The 16545-nt window shown below is 59.2% G+C and carries 14 protein-coding genes and 2 pseudogenes; 12 read left to right on the top strand and 4 right to left on the bottom strand.

Annotation, left to right across the window (positions count from 1 at the left end; translation table 11 throughout):
- Window positions 1-19: 19 nt before the first annotated feature.
- Complete coding sequence (locus tag OKW41_RS31650) at window positions 20-1210, bottom strand: D-alanyl-D-alanine carboxypeptidase family protein (RefSeq protein ID WP_429575084.1); 1191 nt, start codon at window positions 1208-1210, stop codon at window positions 20-22.
- A 474-nt stretch (window positions 1211-1684) separates the two neighbouring features.
- Here OKW41_RS31650 and OKW41_RS31645 point away from each other — a divergent pair, with 474 nt between their 5' ends.
- The 4 genes from OKW41_RS31645 to OKW41_RS31630 all read left to right on the top strand — a co-directional run bounded on the left by OKW41_RS31645 (window position 1685) and on the right by OKW41_RS31630 (window position 5435).
- A complete protein-coding gene (locus tag OKW41_RS31645; protein WP_429575083.1) occupies window positions 1685-2905 on the top strand; it encodes a class I SAM-dependent methyltransferase in 1221 nt (406 codons plus the stop codon).
- Window positions 2906-3062: 157 nt separating this feature from the next.
- A complete protein-coding gene (locus OKW41_RS31640; RefSeq protein WP_429575082.1) occupies window positions 3063-3638 on the top strand; it encodes a TetR/AcrR family transcriptional regulator in 576 nt (191 codons plus the stop codon).
- A gap of 292 nt (window positions 3639-3930) precedes the next feature.
- The gene (locus OKW41_RS31635) at window positions 3931-4356 is read left to right on the top strand and encodes an organic hydroperoxide resistance protein (protein ID WP_429449973.1); all 426 of its coding nucleotides are present in this window, start codon (window positions 3931-3933) and stop codon (window positions 4354-4356) included.
- 50 nt (window positions 4357-4406) lie between these two features.
- On the top strand, window positions 4407-5435 hold the full coding sequence (locus OKW41_RS31630) for an alpha/beta hydrolase (protein ID WP_429575081.1): 1029 nt from the start codon (window positions 4407-4409) through the stop codon (window positions 5433-5435).
- A 202-nt stretch (window positions 5436-5637) separates the two neighbouring features.
- Here the strand turns inward: OKW41_RS31630 and OKW41_RS31625 are convergent, their stop codons facing one another.
- Together OKW41_RS31625 and OKW41_RS31620 are read right to left on the bottom strand one after the other, a co-directional pair.
- On the bottom strand, window positions 5638-6186 hold the full coding sequence (locus tag OKW41_RS31625) for a lytic transglycosylase domain-containing protein (protein ID WP_429575080.1): 549 nt from the start codon (window positions 6184-6186) through the stop codon (window positions 5638-5640).
- A gap of 287 nt (window positions 6187-6473) precedes the next feature.
- Window positions 6474-7109 (bottom strand): GNAT family N-acetyltransferase, encoded by a 636-nt coding sequence (locus OKW41_RS31620; protein ID WP_429575079.1) that lies wholly within the window; start codon window positions 7107-7109, stop codon window positions 6474-6476.
- A gap of 294 nt (window positions 7110-7403) precedes the next feature.
- Here OKW41_RS31620 and OKW41_RS31615 point away from each other — a divergent pair.
- From OKW41_RS31615 to OKW41_RS31585, 7 genes and pseudogenes are all read left to right on the top strand, one after another.
- Window positions 7404-8579, top strand: a pseudogene (locus tag OKW41_RS31615) (IS3 family transposase).
- 455 nt (window positions 8580-9034) lie between these two features.
- The gene (locus tag OKW41_RS31610; protein ID WP_429575078.1) at window positions 9035-9772 is read left to right on the top strand and encodes a dienelactone hydrolase family protein; all 738 of its coding nucleotides are present in this window, start codon (window positions 9035-9037) and stop codon (window positions 9770-9772) included.
- Between the two features lie 737 nt (window positions 9773-10509).
- Window positions 10510-10944 (top strand): phosphate-starvation-inducible protein PsiE, encoded by a 435-nt coding sequence (locus OKW41_RS31605; protein ID WP_429449960.1) that lies wholly within the window; start codon window positions 10510-10512, stop codon window positions 10942-10944.
- A 760-nt stretch (window positions 10945-11704) separates the two neighbouring features.
- A complete protein-coding gene (locus tag OKW41_RS31600) occupies window positions 11705-11974 on the top strand; it encodes a hypothetical protein (protein WP_429575077.1) in 270 nt (89 codons plus the stop codon).
- Window positions 11975-11986: 12 nt separating this feature from the next.
- A pseudogene (locus OKW41_RS31595) lies at window positions 11987-12202 on the top strand (PAS domain-containing protein); the annotation flags it as partial.
- An 818-nt stretch (window positions 12203-13020) separates the two neighbouring features.
- Window positions 13021-13254: a hypothetical protein gene (locus tag OKW41_RS31590; RefSeq protein WP_429449956.1), complete on the top strand. Its 234-nt coding sequence runs from the start codon at window positions 13021-13023 to the stop codon at window positions 13252-13254.
- Window positions 13255-13456: 202 nt separating this feature from the next.
- Entirely contained in the window at window positions 13457-13663 is a 207-nt protein-coding gene (locus tag OKW41_RS31585; RefSeq protein WP_116120373.1) for a DUF6494 family protein, read from the top strand.
- 523 nt (window positions 13664-14186) lie between these two features.
- Here OKW41_RS31585 and OKW41_RS31580 read toward each other — a convergent pair.
- Window positions 14187-14792: a response regulator transcription factor gene (locus tag OKW41_RS31580; RefSeq protein WP_429575076.1), complete on the bottom strand. Its 606-nt coding sequence runs from the start codon at window positions 14790-14792 to the stop codon at window positions 14187-14189.
- Window positions 14793-15412: 620 nt separating this feature from the next.
- Between OKW41_RS31580 and OKW41_RS31575 the strand changes: the two genes are divergently transcribed.
- A complete protein-coding gene (locus tag OKW41_RS31575; protein WP_429575075.1) occupies window positions 15413-15928 on the top strand; it encodes a hypothetical protein in 516 nt (171 codons plus the stop codon).
- Window positions 15929-16545: the final 617 nt, after the last annotated feature.

The raw sequence follows: 16545 nt of genomic DNA, 5'->3' as shown, positions 1-16545 counted from the left end.
GAGCCGGGCCCCGATCCCGTCAGCCGGGCCGATTGAGGTGCAGCAGCATGAAGTCCCACGCTCGCGCAAGGAGTCCGGCCTGTGGAACTGCGTCGAGCGCGACAAGCGGCGCCTGTGCGAGAACCCGGCTGTCCGTTGAGACGAGTTCGACGTTCCCCACCTTCTGGTCCACGGCGAGCGGCGCGACGAGCGGTGACACGATTGAGACCTTCGGCTTGACGCCGCGATCCTGACCGGCGGGCACAGTCAGCATCAGGTCCTTCACCACGCCCACCCTGACGCTCAACGACGTGCCCTCGTAGAGGCGGGACGTCTCGACCGCCTGACCGGCCTTGTAGAACGCGACTTCCTCGAACGCATCGTAGGCGAAGTCGAGCATTTTCAGGCTGTCGCGCACACGGTCGGATGCTGTCGGGTCGCCCATCACGACACTGATGACACGCCGCGTCATACCGGGGGCGCCAGGTACGGGCCGCAGGGCGCTGGCGATCAGGCAATACCCGGCGGCATCGGTATGTCCGGTCTTGAGACCGTCGACAGTCGGATCGAGCCAGAGCAAGCGATTACGGTTTAGCTGTCGGATGTTGTCGTAGCTGAACGTCCTGACCGAAAAAATTGGATAGTTCTGCGGAAAATCGTGAATCAGGCGCATCGCGAGAATCGCCAGATCGCCTGCCGTCGTGTAGTGATTCGGTTCAGGCATGCCGTTGACATCCGCAAAGTGCGTGTGGCTCATCCCTAGCGCCTGGGCCTGGGCATTCATCATGTCGACGAAATGCGATTGCGTGCCGCCCACGATTTCCGCCAGTGCAATCGCGGCATCGTTGCCGGACTCTACAATCAACCCGTAGAGCAGATCGTGAACGGACACCGGCCTGCTCGCCTCGATGAACATCCTCGATTCGTCCTTGCCGACGGAACGAACGGCATCGCTGGGCAACACCGTTTCGTCCATGCGGATTTTATTGTCCTGCAGCGCCTGAAAGACCAGATACGCCGTCATGATTTTCGTGAGCGACGCAGGCTCCATGCGCGCCTCGGCGTCCTGCGAGGCGAGGATCTGATTGCTCGACGAGTCCATTAAGACCCAGGCGCGCGCCTTGACCGCGGGCGGTGCGGTCTGGGCCGGTGCGCTATTCGAAAACAGCGCGATCGAGCAAAGCGACGCGAGGAGGACATATCTCTCACGGAGGGACTTGCACAGACTCATACGCTCCTTGTGACGTTCAGTGTTGCTGGAATATGCTAAGGCAGTAGCAACGCGCGCACGCAACCGCGCGGTGCGCATCCCTCTTCATCCGGCCGATTGCGGGACAAGTACGGTAAAGGGCAGCCCGTGCGCCCCGGAAGTCCCTTTTCCAGAATACTGTTTTGCGCGCTGGGCACCGCCATGACGCACAGACGCCGCCTCTCGACAATTCACCATCTTCGAAAATCTGCTTTGCGCAACCGGTATAGCGGTCCCCAAACCACGCGTCCTAGACTACACGGGCCGGCTTCTGCTCCCTCGATCTCCGCCGATCGGACGGGCAGCGGATCGGGGCGCCGAGTGTCCAGACTGCTCGCGTCGCATGGGCAGGCGGCGCCCGGCTCGCATGCGGCACCCGCGGGCTCGCCTCTTCACGCCCGGTGTCCGATCGGCAGCCAGGCAGAAATCGCTACAACGGAAAAAGGAGAATTTTTGATGCTTTGGGGAAAAAAACTGGCCCACTGGTCGGAGGAAATACGGTCGACGTCAAACCTTCCAGCGCGCCTTGTGCTGTGGAATGGTGAGCACTTCGATTTTGGGACGTTCGCCGAGCCTCATGTCACGCTGAACGTCAGGAGCGCATCCGCGTTGCCGTTGCTCCTCGATCCGAGTCTCGACAATCTCGGCGAGGCCTACGTGAACGGCAAGATCGATATCGAAGGCAAACTCACGGACATCATCGACATCGGCTATGCGCTCGCCCGTAGCACTGTGACGAACACCCTCTCTGCTGTGCGCGCCATGCGCGCCATGAGTCACACGAGGCGGTCCGACAAGCGGGCAATCCAATATCACTACGATGTCTCGAACGAGTTCTACCAACTGTGGCTCGACGAAAACATGGTCTACTCGTGCGCGTACTTCGAGAACGGCGACGAAGACCTCGCCGCCGCCCAACTCAAGAAGATCGACCACATCCTCACCAAGATCCAGTTGCAACCCGGACAGCGCCTGCTCGACATCGGCTGCGGCTGGGGCGCGCTCGTGCTGCGCGCGGCCCAGAAGTTCGGCGCGCGCTGTGTAGGTATCACGCTTTCGCAGAGCCAGTTCGATCTCGCCGCTGCGCGCGTGAAAGCAGCCGGACTCGAGGATCGCATCGAGATCCGCCTGCAGGACTATCGCGACGTCGAAGGCCAGTTCGACCGCATCACGAGTGTCGGCATGTTCGAGCACGTCGGCTGCAGGAATCTGCCTGACTATTTCTCTCGGATCCGCGCGTTGCTCACCGACGACGGCATCGCGATGAACCATGGGATAACCTCCACCGGCGCGGACAGTCGCGAGACCAGCCTCGGCGGTAGCGGGTTCATCGACCGATACGTGTTTCCGGACGGCGAACTACCGAACATCAGTGTCGCGCTCGAGGCGCTGCAGAGCGGCGGACTGGAGGCGGTCGACATCGAGAACCTGAGGCGACACTATGCCCGCACGCTCAACACCTGGAGCGGGAACTTCGAGGCGCAAGCCGAGCAGGCCAGAAAGCTCGTCGATGAAGTGAAGTTCCGCATCTGGCGCGTCTATCTGGCGGGTTGCGCCTACGCGTTTGAGCACGACGACGTCTCGATCTACCAGATCGTCTGCCGCAAGGCCGGGCGCAGCGCGGCGACGCTGCCGTGGTCGCGCCGATACATGTACGAGCAGACGCTGCCGCGCTAGCGCATTGGCCCGGATTGATACACGCGGCGGCGCGGTGTCAGCATGCAAGAGATCGCAAGGCGCGGGCACGTGGCCTTTCCGACCCATCGAGCTCTGAAAACAACACAGTCGGAAATCCCACTTGACTAACTACCTATCAGTAGATAAAGTTAAGCCTATGGACACGACATCAACAGTACGCGAGCAGATTCTCGACCACGCGATCACACTGATTATGCTCCGCGGTTACAACGGCTTTAGCTACCGCGACCTGTCGGAACTGGTCGGTGTGAAGACGTCGAGTATCCACTACTACTTCCCGTCGAAGGACGATTTGGTACTTGAAGCGGTCAATGAGTACAGCAGCGAAGTACTCAATACCGTCAAGGCAATCGACGCTGCGTTGCCGGCCGATGCGAAGCTCAGCAAGTACACGAAGTTGTTTGGCAGAACCCTGGGGGACGGCAATCTGATTTGTCTGTGCGGCATGCTCGCGGCCGACATCGAATCGCTGCCGGACAACATCCGGCATGCGATACAGGCTTTTTTCAAGGCCAACGAAAGCTGGCTGGCGAAAGTGCTCGCGCAAGGTGCGCAGGAGCGTACGCTGACGGTCAACGGCAAACCGGAAAATGCCGCGCGCGCCCTCTTCGCGGCTTATCAGGGCAGTGTACTGGCAAGCCGGTTGTTTAAGACGAGGGCCCGGCTCGAAGATATCGAGGCTACCTTGAAAGTAAGTGCGGTAAAGCGGTAGTGCAGTAAAGCTGTATGGTGAGGTGGTGATTCACCTCTTTAATTGGCCGTCTATCTATCTTTGCATAGATAGACTAGGTTAGACGGAAAGCGAGGACATCATATCTCTCCTCGCCTATTTATCTATCTAGCGGTAGATGCATGTCGGCGAATCAACGACCATGAACATGAAACTCATTGGCGTTTTTGTACCATCCGGCGTGATCGCCGCCCGCGCATTGACCGATGGCGGCCGCGCGTAACGCCCACAGTCAACTATTTCCTCTACCACATCTTTGTATTGGGACTTGACCATGTCACTCGAAAAGGTTCTCTATCGCGCTCACGCCCACGCCACAGGCGGTCGCGACGGCCGTGCCGTCGTCCCTGAAGGCAAGCTCGACTTCAGGCTCACCACCCCGAGGGAACTGGGCGGGGCAGGCGGTGAAGGCGCCAATCCCGAACAGCTGTTCGCCGCCGGCTACAGCGCGTGCTTTCTCGGCGCGATGAAGTTCGTCGCTGCCCGCGACAAGATCGCCATCCCGGCAGATGTCTCGATTGACGGCAGCGTCGGCATCGGCGCCCTCCCGAACGGCTTCGGCATCGAGGTCGAACTGAAGATCGCGCTGCCCGGCATGGAGCGCGCAGCGGCGCAGGTCCTGGTCGAGAATGCTCATATCGTCTGCCCGTACTCCAACGCTACGCGCGGCAACATCGACGTCACGCTCACCCTCGTTTGATCCAATTCGTTACGACCATCCTCTAACCCGATCTTAAGAAAGCATCCGCCATGAAATCATTCAAGCCCCTGCTGGTTGCCGTCACCCTTGCTGCCAGCACTACGTGTGCAGTCGCGGCGAACTCCGCTGCGCCCGCTACGCCCGACCACGTAACAAGCCAGTTCCTTCAGGCGCTGAACAGCGGCACGGGACCCGCCCTCAACACACTGCCGCCAGCGAAGGCGCGTCAGGTGCTGGTCGACGCGCAGAACGGCGTGAAGGTCGATCTGTCCGGAATCGACGTATCCAGCAAGACCATCGAGCAGGACGGCATCACCGTGCCGTTGACCGTCGTCCGTCCTAAAGGGGCGACGGGCACCCTGCCGGTGTTCATGTTCTTCCACGGCGGCGGCTGGATTCTCGGCGACGTCCAGACGCACGAGCGTCTGGTGCGCGACCTCGTTGTGCAATCCGGCGCAGTGGCGGTGTTTGTGAACTACACGCCGTCGCCGGAGGCTCATTACCCGGTCGCGATCAATCAGGCCTATGCCGCCACGAAGTGGGTTGCCGCCCATGGCGGAGAAATCGGCGTAGATGGAAGCCGCCTCGCGGTGGTCGGCAACAGCGTGGGCGGCAACATGGCCGCGGTCGTCAGCCTGATGGCGAAGAACAAGCAGGGCCCGGTGATCCGCTTCCAGGGCTTGATGTGGCCGGTGACGGATAACAATTTCAATGATGGATCCTACAACGCCTATGCGGAGGGCCACTTCCTGACGCGCCCCATGATGAAATGGTTCTGGGATGCCTACACGACGGATCAGGCCCAGCGTAACGAGATCTACGCGTCGCCGTTGCGTGCCTCGGTGGATCAGTTGAAGGGCCTGCCGCCTGCGCTGATTCAGGTTGCGCAGTTCGACGTGCTGAGCGACGAGGGTGAAGCCTACGGCCGCAAGCTCGACGCAGCGGGTAACGAAGCCGCGACGACCCGTTATGACGGCACCATCCACGACTTCGGTTTGCTGAACGCGCTCGCCGAAGATGCGGAGACAAAAGCCGCGATTCGCCAGCTCGCGAACGAGTTGAAGACGCGATTGCAGTAATTGCACATAACCCCGATCGCGGTGCGGTAGCGAAGTGCCACTGCGCAGCGGTTGGCACGACAACCCACCGGCTACGGCCCACGGTCTGCGAACAACGAAGCCGCGTTACGCATGTGTCAGATCATTCTGACGCCTTGGGAGACAATCCGGCGCCCCGCCTGGAAATCGTGTAAATGCAGGTCGAGCAGCGCGGGAAAGGGGCTCACCCCCTGCGCAGACCGATCGCGAACTGCCGCATACTGAGCGCGACGCGACGCGCGTAGCCCTTGCTGCCACCGCTGTAGCGCATTAATGCCAGATTCAGATCGCCTTGCGTCGCGTCGAGATAACCACGAAGGATCGAAGAGCCGATGCGCACGTTCTCGGCGGGGTCGGACAAGTCCTTGTTCAGCGCGACCACCTGCGGATGGGCGGTCGGCAGAACCTGCATGAGGCCTTTCGCACCAGCCGCGCTGATCGCGTGACGGTCGAATCCCGATTCTGTCGCAATGATGGCGAGCAGGAGAACGGGCGCAATCGCATAACGGCTAGCTGCGCTCAGAACGGCTTGAGCAATCTGATCCGAGTCGTTACGCGTAACGTGGAACCGGCTGCGCAGCATCGATGCAATGTCGGCCCATGAAGGAGTCGGATCTGAGCCGGCCGTGCCACTGACGGCAGCCAATGGACCGGAAGCCGGCGATGCGTCGGCCGCGTGTGCGGAATTGCCCGGCGAAAGCGCGACCGCAATGCACGCTATCACTGTAGTCACTGTCAACCTTAACGTTGTCGTTTCGCTCCGGCGCATCTCGCTTCATCGTCGTTCAACTGGTTCAAAGTCTATGTCGGTCGCCGTATCGAAAAACAAGAGGCGAGCATGCAACGTAAACGCTGTATCAATCCGACGCACCATGACCGCGCCTTTACACAACTTTGATGTTTCGTGTTGCAGCCGTCTGGAAAGGCGCACTTCTGGCCAACGCCGCTAGTGGGCGCCACCTCTCATGCATCGCCGTTGTGATCAACTGCTCAGCGATCGGGTCAGGTTCTTCCGCAGGGTCATGCTACACAGGCTACGGCATAGCGCGGCAGTTCGAGCCGGCGCGACCAGGTCGCAAGGGTGCGTGCGGCAATCGCGGGCTTGCGTAGGATTGCGCTGTCGTAGCGTTTGCCGTCGAACCTCATGAAGTCCGCGATACGGAAGCCGTGGCTGCGGTAAAACGCAAGCAGATGCGTAGCGGGCTGTGGCGTGTCTAGCGCCAGTTCCGCATAACCCCGCGTCGCCGCCCAATGATCTGCAAAGGCCAGCAGCAGCGTCCCGATACCCCGCGTCTGCCACGCCGGATCGACGCCGAACTGTCGCATGCTGGCGATGTCTGCGTTCCGATACAGTTCGCACGGCGAATAGCGATCCGGCGCATGGAGCGTCACAGTGCCGATCAGACGTCCGTCACACACCACGACATAGCAATCGCCGCGTGTCGCGCGTGCCTTGGTGACCGAAACCGGTTGGTCTGTACAGGTGCAATTGAGCCCCATTGCACCGAGTCGGGCGAAAGCACGATGCAACATTGCGGTTAACTCATCAAATGAATCACGCTTTGGATCGAAGCGACGCAGAACGATGCGTCCCATGCCGCGACGAACATAAGTGACATCCACCGATTTCTTCGCTGCTGCGCCGTGCTTCACCATGACCCCCTCCGACTCTCATCAAGCTAGCCCCAAGTGTAGGTATTGCTGCGTATGCCTCGCAAGAAAAAATGCCGTAAAAAGCGCCGCTTACAGCGGTCAAATCCGTCTTTCGCTCGCTCATGATCCGCTGGCCATCCGGCCAGAACTGCCCTACATTTGCTTGTGATTGCGTGCAGGCCGGTTGGGTGGATGTTTGCCGGCGTCGTCGGTCTGCGTTCGGCAGCGTCGATCTGGGTGAGGTAGGCTGAAAAAATGGACGCCAACATTCCGTAAAATTAAGGAATGGAGGCATAGATGAAACGAATCCCCAAAGCCGTGTACACGAAGGAATTTCGTGAAGAAGCAGTAAAGCTAGCAATGACTGACGGCGTCAGCGTGTCCGAAGCGGCGCGTCGATTGTCGATTTCGATGAAGACGTTGGCGAACTGGGTTCGTGCCGCAAAGGACGGCAAGCTGGAGAACGTCGGGCAAACTCAGAAACCACAGACAGAGATCGAGGCGGAGCTGGGCCGGGTCAGGCGAGAGTTGGCAGAAGTGAAGATGGAGCGCGATCTGTTAAAAAAGTTTGCAACGTACTTCGCGAAGGAGTCGCGATGAAGTACGGCGTAATTGAGCAGATGCGACAGCAGTACCCCGTGCCGCCGATGTGTCGATTCCTTGGCGTGTCCACCAGTGGCTACTACGCCTGGCGCAAACGGCCGCTGTCGTTGCACGATCAGCAAGAGCCTCGGCTCGAAGCGCAGGTGCGTGCGGCTCACGAGCGTACTCGAGAAACCTTTGGCCCGGAACGGCTACAGAAGGACCTGGCGAACCACGGCGTCCAGATTGGCGTTCACCGCATCAAGCGATTGCGGGCAAAGCTTGGTCTGCGTTGCAAACAAAAGCGCAAGTTCAAAGCGACGACCAATTCGATGCACGACCTACCAGTCGCACCCAATATTCTGGACCAGGACTTCAGTGCAAGCGCTCCGAATCAAGCCTGGTGCGGTGACATTACCTACATCGCGACCGATGAGGGATGGCTGTATCTGGCCGGCCTCAAGGATCTGTATAGCGGAGAGATCGTCGGCTATGCTATGAGCGAGCGCATGACAAAACAGCTGGTAATGCAGGCGCTGTTTCGTGCTGTCGCGTCGCACCGACCACCGGCCGGTCTGATACAGCACACGGATCGCGGCAGCCCAGTACTGCGCCCACGCCTATCAGAAGCTCCTCAAACAGTTCGGCATGCAGGCATCAATGAGTAGACGTGGAAATTGTTTTGATAGCGCACCCATTGAATCGTTCTGGGGCTCATTGAAAGATGAACTCGTCTATCATCGCAAGTTCTCGACCCGCGACCAGGCCCGCAAAGAAATCACGGAATACATCGAAATTTTTTACAACCGGCAGCGAACACAGGAACGCCTGGACTATCTGTCGCCGGCCGCTTTCACGCAGCGATTCCATTTGAGTAAAATCGCTGCTTAACCCGTTGGCGTCCACGGATTCCGACCGACCTCATCGAACACGACCGTGGGAGGGCGTTGTATCGACGCAAGCGAAACGATGCGCGTGTCGAACCCGATTCGCTGCGGCAACGGGATAAAGAGCACCGCGATGGCGACGAGCACCGCCAATATTGCGGTGACGAACCGCGTACGGATTTTCATAGCGCCTTGTACTCTCCGCTGTCACATGCGAAGCTATTTTACGGCGGAGTGGAAAGGACGGCGATCGGCGGCACCCGACCCTCTAACGCCGTTCGACATAGCACCGTCTTGACGACAGCTTCCAAGGTACAACGGCCATTCCCTGACCATTAGACGTTTGGCGAAACGAGGGATCGGTTTAATGACTCAGGAGGTTAAATGCACACTGCTGAACAGAAACGGATGTTGACGATAGACTACTCTCGGCACACCCATCGGCAATAGGAGAATTTCATGCCCCACGAACGAGTGACTATTCGAACTCGGGACGGCGAATGCCCCGCGAATATTATGACGCCTGCTGGCGAGGGGCCGTGGTCACCGGTGATTTTCTTTATGGACGCTGGCGGGATCAGGCCTGCGGTGCTTGAGATGGCACAGCGTGTTGCAAACGCCGGCTACGTCGTGTTACTCCCCGACCTCTTCTACCGCTACGGCCCCTACGAAACCCTCGTGCCAGACGAAGTGTTTAAAGGCGACGTGCGCGCAATTCTAGGCCCATTGATGGCTACGACAGGGAATGATAAGGCTGCGAATGACACCGAGGCCTTCCTGGCCTATCTCGATGCCCGCAGCGATGTTAGGGGCACCAATGTCGGCGCAATAGGTTTTTGCATGGGTGGCGGTATGGCGATTACCGCGGCGGCCACCCATCCTGGTCGTTTTGTGACGGTCGCCAGCTTCCATGGTGGCAATCTGGCGACCGACGCGCCAACCAGTCCACATTTGCTCGCGTCCAACCTGAAAGCAGCGGTCTACCTCGCTAGCGCAGAGAACGATGACAGCTATCCGCCGGCGATGGCCGAGCGCCTGGAGAAGGCGTTCGTCGAAGCCGGTGTAAATTACCGCGCGGAAATTTACACCGCCGCTCACGGTTGGATGGTGCCGGACTTCCCAGTATACGACCATGCCGCCGCCGAGCGCGGGTGGGAAGCGTTGTTTGCGCTGCTGAATCAAAACTTGGGCGGTTGAAAATCAATCCGACGCCAGAATGGCGCCTTTGAATGGCCGGTATCAAGTGCGGAAGGCGCCGCTCGAGCGTCCTACCAAACGGCCAAGCGAACGTCCCTTGGTGGCCGACCTCGGTCCCACAGACACCTCCAGTAAACGGGCTAAACGCCGCCTATCGCGACGGACCGTCCTTGACCCTGAGCGGATACGTTGCTTGGAATTGGTCAGGTCACCGCGATTTCAGCGCATAGCCGGCGTGCTCGTCAAACTCAGTCCCCGATCTTGGAGCAGCCATCTCGCGGATAGTTATCCGATGCCGCGTCGCGCGACATACCTGTTTGCGTAATCCGCGATTGCATCGGCGGCGCGTCGCGGCGCGAGTCGCCTGAAGTCGCTGCGGGACGGACGCATGCAAGGGCGTTGGCCTACTCAGGTTCTGCCCCATTTACTATGCCAAACCTGTGGCGACTCTGTGACGCAGCTGTGCGCCACGCCAATATGCTACGTTACATAGCCGCGCCTCGGGTGTCGTTTCCCAAAGAGCGGGAGACAGCTGCAAATGGGCGCTGCCCGTTTGATCCGCGTGAAGCCCGCAATCTGTGCTGCGTCCATCGGCACTGGTCACTATCCCTCTTTCTCAACGGCACGCCCTGCGCGGTCACACTGCGTCCGCTGCAGGCGTGGCAAGCACTCGGTGCACTGGTGCCGACGAGCCGCTACGTTGCAATACCATTCCAACCCCACGAGGAGCAATGTGCATGAAGTATGAAGGCGCTCTGCACCACAGCATCAAGAGGCGGCTCGAGCAAGTGATAGAGATGGCCGAACTGGTCGGCTTGCTGGTCATCGGCATCGGGACCGCCCTGGCGATGGGGCACCTAATCTGGAACATGGCGGACTCCGGCGACGTTACACTGACCGATCTGCTGCTCATGTTTCTATACCTCGAAGTGTTCGCCATGGTCGGGCAATACCTGAAGGCTGGGCAATTGCCGGTGCGTTTTCCGCTCTACATAGCGATGGTCTCGATCGCGCGCGACGTTATCCTGCGCGCTGGCGCGAATACGGAGCTGCATCTTGTCGCCTCGGCCGGCGCCATCTTGCTGATAGCTCTAGGTGTGCTCTTGATTCGTTATGGACAGTCCAAGTATCCAAGCGATACCAACGAACGGCCTGACGAGGAGGCGCGTTAAGCGGGCACTGGAGATGTCGGTAGTCGCGGGACAACTCCGCGTCGTTTTCACAGAGGTATGCATGTCCGCGCCCGCGGGTGCGTCGCGGTGTGAAGGGTGCCGGAGAGACGGCCACTTTGCGCTTACTCTGCGCGAGGGACTGACGCGGGAGTGGCGTCGCGGTTATATGGATCGAGCGGGCGAAGTACGCCCGATACTTGAGCGCGAAGAAAGCCAGTCCGTCGTTGGTGCGACTGGCATTTCATTTTGGACGCGCAGTTTTCGAAGAACGCTTATGAATTTCGACTTTGGGATGGATACGCGATCGGCTGAAGTCGCAGACCCACTTCTGCCGTTGGACGCCTCATCATGTAGACGGCAGCTTTCGCGGCGCAACGGTCATCCGTGCCTCCGCGGCTGCCGATACGCTCTCGGCCATTGCGTACGGTCGCGCAGCGTTGGCCAAGGTCGACCGTTCGGCGGAAGGTAGCGGCGGAAGGTAGCTCCAGACAGGCGCTTTTGATCGTGACCCTCTCCGTTCACTTCATGAGCGTATCTTTTTCGCTGAGCCGCGTCGGTGGCGCGCCTGGCCCCAACCCTGGCCGAGATCCTATTGCGCCGCAGTGGTCGACGTGTATCCTGACCAGATGCATGCTGCTGTAAGCGTTGCTGGAGTTGCCGTCTCGTAGATTGCTTTTCGAGCGCACCTGCCCAGTTAAGGCGGAGAACGAAGCATCAAGCAAGGAGGGCCGCCGAATGATAGGAGGTGGACCGCAGCACCATGAACAAGCCACTCTCTTGGCGAGCCTGGAACGAATCGAAGCGGAGTGCGGCAAAGTCCGGCGAGAGCGCGGAAGCTCGCAAGACCGCCACGGAGGCAATTTGCGCCCGCGACGAGGCAGTGCGGGCCTTGCAGGATAGCGAGCAACAGTATCGCGATCTGACCGAGGCATTGCCCCAACTCCTCTGGCCCACGCGGCCCGACGGCTGGCATGTGTACTTCGATCAAAAATGGTGCGCTTACACGGGTCTGACCTTGGAGGAGAGCTAAGGCCACGGCTGGAACCATGCCTTCCATCCCGACGACCGCCAGCGCGCCTGGGAGCGCTGGAAGCAGGCAACCGAGACAGGCGAGGCGTACGAGATCGAATACCGCCTCCGGCGTGCGGACGGCAGTTACCACTGGGTTCTTGGCCGCGCGCTGCCTCTGCGCGATGCCTCCGGCCAGGTCGTCAAGTGGTTTGGGACCTGTACCGATATCGACGACCAGAAACGGGCCGAGGAAGCGCTACGCGATGCCAACCAGCGACTGGCCGAGTTGGACCGAAGGACTGATATGACTTTCCGTGAGCCAGTGGCTGGCCCGCCGCGAGGAACCAAACGCGGGTTAGCATCACTGCCAGATCCGCTCGTTGAATGTGCTTACAGCCTCCACTTCGTCGTCCGCGACACCTTCATCGCCGGGATTGCCGTTGCCAACCGCATCACTGGTGGTGGTCAATATTCCTGAGGGACTGAGCGCGACGATGTTCGCGACGATAGTGGCTTACCATGGAAATCGCCGCAATTACTAGCACCAATGAGCCGATCAAAGTTCCCATCAACGATTCACTCATTGCACCCCCTTCGTTACCTCCCATCTGTGGTGTCGACCGGCTGAGTTCCTTGCAGGTGTAACTGTCGATCATCGCGTTGAACGATTCGATCGAACGAGTCCCGAGGGTACGTTCCGGGCGCGTCGACCCTGGATCATGATGACGTGTTGCGTGCCAAGGCGTTGCATGCGTAACCCGTGACTTCTTGACGTTGCCAAATGAGAGCTGATGTGGCGTATGACGTTCACTTCGGGCCAAAGGCTCCGGCATGCCGCGACTCGGAACCACCCACCCGTAGGGAAGGGTCAGCGGGGCACGTGGTAATCGGCTGGCCATCAGAACCCCTTTCACAAACGGGGCTAAAAATGACTCCCCGCCAAACCAATTTGCCTTTATGTATTATTTATGCGTCCTGCGAGGAAAGGTAACGTTTTTCCCTTGACGAAGATGGGACGTTAAACTGCCATCGCCGATTCCGCGAACATCGATGAGAGGAGTTGCCATGGTTCTATATCACCACGGCGCAGCAATTCAGCCCTGCGTCACGAAGCATGGCAAAGCCTTTGTAGCGCGTGCATCGATCTTAGCGGAAGACGGTGAAGCTACTTCACTCGGGAATCTCGGAGAGTTCGCGAGTCAAGAATGCGCTTTCGCGTTTGCCGTGCGCAGTGCCACTGCATTCGTGGATGGCGAATCCCTGCCGCGCTCACCTTTTGAACTAGCTCAGGCCGCGTAGCAGCCGCGTAACGTGGCGGCAAGATCACGTCCCTCGCCGATGGCGCAGTGAATGCGGAAGTCGAACTCACCACCCTCGGCGGCGCCAAGATCGTCGCCATTGTCATCGGGGGCAGTTGCTCTCAATAGCATGTCGATGCCCGCCGGCCGGGCTTAACTTCACTGCCGGGAATCTCTCCTTCATCGGAAAATGGGAGCTGTCAATGAATGAAGAAGTCTTCAACCTCAGCATACGCAAGTTCTTAAAAATGGTTGGCGTCAATTCGCAGCGCGAGATCGAGCACGCGGTCGCCAAGGCCCTTGCTGACGGCACCATCGCAGGTACGGAATCGTTTCCCGCAAAAGTAACGCTGGAAGTTGCAGGGCTCAAGCTGAAAGTGGAGTTTGATGGCGAAATCACGCTCCAGTAAGTGCGAGATGACGTTTTCTGCACGGCAGCCGCGACGACTATCGGCAACGGTTCGCGACGGTTTTTCGACCAATGTGCCTTCGGCGACGTCAACCGCGACGGATCGCTGTCGCCAAAGGCAGGCACCGGGCCATCTACTGCCCCTTCGACCATGCTCTCGTTCGGGCATTCGAACGTCGGCTTTACCCGGCGACACACTACCTTCATTGCATCTTGCGCAGGTGTTCACGTGCCATCAACACCCATTGCGTGGAGTTGTCGGTGTGGATGGAATAGATCGGAATACAGAGGAATGTGGCGGAACAAGAAATATATTTTGGCTTTACCCCAGTTCCATTCAATGCACGTGGACTTTCACGCACTCACTGCTCACGCACACGAACGTCAACCGCACAGGTCATCATGTGCTCATCGCTTCCCATTGGGGGAGAACCGGAACGCGTTCGATGCTGCTGGCCAGCAAACGAGATGCTCGCATACCTTGCCTCGCGTTCGCTACGACCTTTCCATTCACGACCATTCGACTAGCACAGGCATTCACGACGATGCGACGGCTCCTCGAACATCGGTGTGACCTGCACTATACCCAGTGATGCGTCGCGGGTGCGCATTCCACTTGTCGCGCGCTGCCAGGCTATTTCCACGTCGCCAACGGTATCGGCGAAGAAGATCAGCAACGCCAGTATCAACATTGCGATCATCGGCCATCCGTTACGGAAACGACGGACATTCATTGCGAGCTCCCTCTTCAAGGCTACCGCGTCCACCGGTTTGTCGAGGAGCGCGACAGCCGGGCTCGCCTGCACCTGCAAACGCAACCCGTCGCTGGGGAACGCGCTCACGAAGATTGTCGGCGGCGCCGCGCCCAGCACGACAAGACGGTCGAGCAACTCCAGGCCTGACATCCCGGGTATGCGGATGTCGGAAATCAGAACTCCATTCTCGGTGCGCAGATGAGAGGTGCGGGCGGCCAGGTAGTCGGCCGCCAGTGAAAAAACCTGCGTCGAATAGCCAATCGACTGCACAAGACTTTCGATTGCGAGGCGCGACGATTCATCGTCGTCGATGATCCAGACCGTCCCAATGACGGGAGTCGGCAGCTGTTGGCTCGATGGACTTCTTGAGGGCATGAGTTGTCTGCCTTAGCTTACCCTGTCCAAACTAGACCCTCGAGCATCGACCTGTCCATTATACCGGCGTATGTTCTGCTATCCCTTCCGGAATGAATAGCCCGAAGCTCGGCACGGCATTGCGGCGTGGCGTGCGCGCTATCCTCAAAACGCCGCCTATGTCCGTTCGAGGTTGTAGCCGCCCCATGCCGGGGCCGCAGCGTTGTCCTCAATCCCAAGACCCCACCGTTGCTGATCAACATGCAGTCATGTCGTGGAAATGCCATCGGCCCGCATGACGCCACCTTGCGTCGGTAGCGACTAGGAAAGAAACCTGTGCCTGCGGCACCTCTGCTCCAGCCCGACGGTGGCCAGGGCGATACCGGCGTATAGCTGCGGAATACAACGGTTGGCAGAAGTCGAAACGCTCGCAGAATGGATTCGATACCAATCTTCGTCCTATCTTGGCAACCATAGGCGGTGCGGCTTGAAAGCGTGACTACTTCGAAGTTATGACGGGTCCCCTGTCGCGACTATCGGAACCAATGCGTTGCAAGCTGTTCACTCGTCGACAGCAAGTAATTCGTAAATGCTTGCAAAGACGCATTCTCGTCTCAGCCTGCCCGTGCAAAGGTTGAACCATGATCAGCAAACAAACAGGTCATCGCTTTGTTCCGCATGCGGACCCGAACGCGAGCGGCAGCAGCGCGCCGCCCGGGCTCGCGGTCATCACTGCAGCGCTCGTCGTCTGCTGGTGGGCACTGATCGAGACAGCTCTGGACTTCGCAATGACAGACGGCGACACCGCGCTGGCCACGACGATAGGCACACGGTTGATCGTGATTGTGTCCGGGCTCGCGGTCGTGCTCGAAGCACGAATTGCACGTCCCTTTTTCTGCTTTCTCTGCGCGATGAGCATACTGGCGGTCGCACCGACCGTTGCCCTCCAGTTCAACGACTCGCTGCTCCAACCCGCGGTCTCTTTCATCGACTGCGCAACCAAAGCGCTCTTTCTCACCTGCGCCTTTATCTCCGTAGAGAGAAGCCATGGCCGCAGCCACCGCGCCGGGAAGAACGCGTCCCCATTACCCGTGCTGTCGCCGCGCATCGCAAGCGCAGACAACAGTTTTCGCCAGACTTCAACCCAAGGTGACTGACATGGCCAACTCCTTGCACCACTGGATCTACATCGGCGCAAACGCATACGACGAATATACGTTTGTCCCTTGGCTTAACCGGAACGTTTACCGGAGAACGGTCGACCTGAGTCGAGTCTGCATCCAGTAACCGTTTATCTGTTTACGTCTGACTGCCTGATCTGACTAGCCGCACGTGGCTCGGAGATCGTCGTGCTGGATCTCAGGCAGCCTGTCTTTGCCATGTTGCGACGGAGACTGCTGTTCTTCTGTTCAAGCAGGAAGGGTCGCTGAAGTCCTACGTGTGCATGTTGCGCTCAAACGTTCTTCCTTCCCAGGCTCACGCAGCGCAGGGCGTTTTCCGGCGCTTGCTGTCTGCGGGTGGGAACTGATCAAGATATCTTTGGACTTCGCATTAACCGACAGCGACGCGGCACTCGCCGCGACGGTAGGCACAAGACTGATCGTGGTCGTGTCTTGACTTGCGCTCGTAGGCGACGCCCCGTTCGCGCGGCCCGTTTTTTGTTTTCTGTGCGCGATGAGCGTGCTTGCAGTCGATCCGGCCATCCCGCTTGAGCTCACAGACTCGCTCCTGGTGCCAGCCGTCTCGTTCATCGACTGCATAACGAAAACATTGT

Origin of the sequence: Paraburkholderia sp. UCT70, assembly GCF_050434085.1 — a bacterium.
In the GTDB taxonomy this organism is placed as follows: domain Bacteria; phylum Pseudomonadota; class Gammaproteobacteria; order Burkholderiales; family Burkholderiaceae; genus Paraburkholderia; species Paraburkholderia tuberum.
Note: the sequence above shows the minus strand (reverse complement) of the source record. Positions and strands in the feature narration are given on the sequence as shown.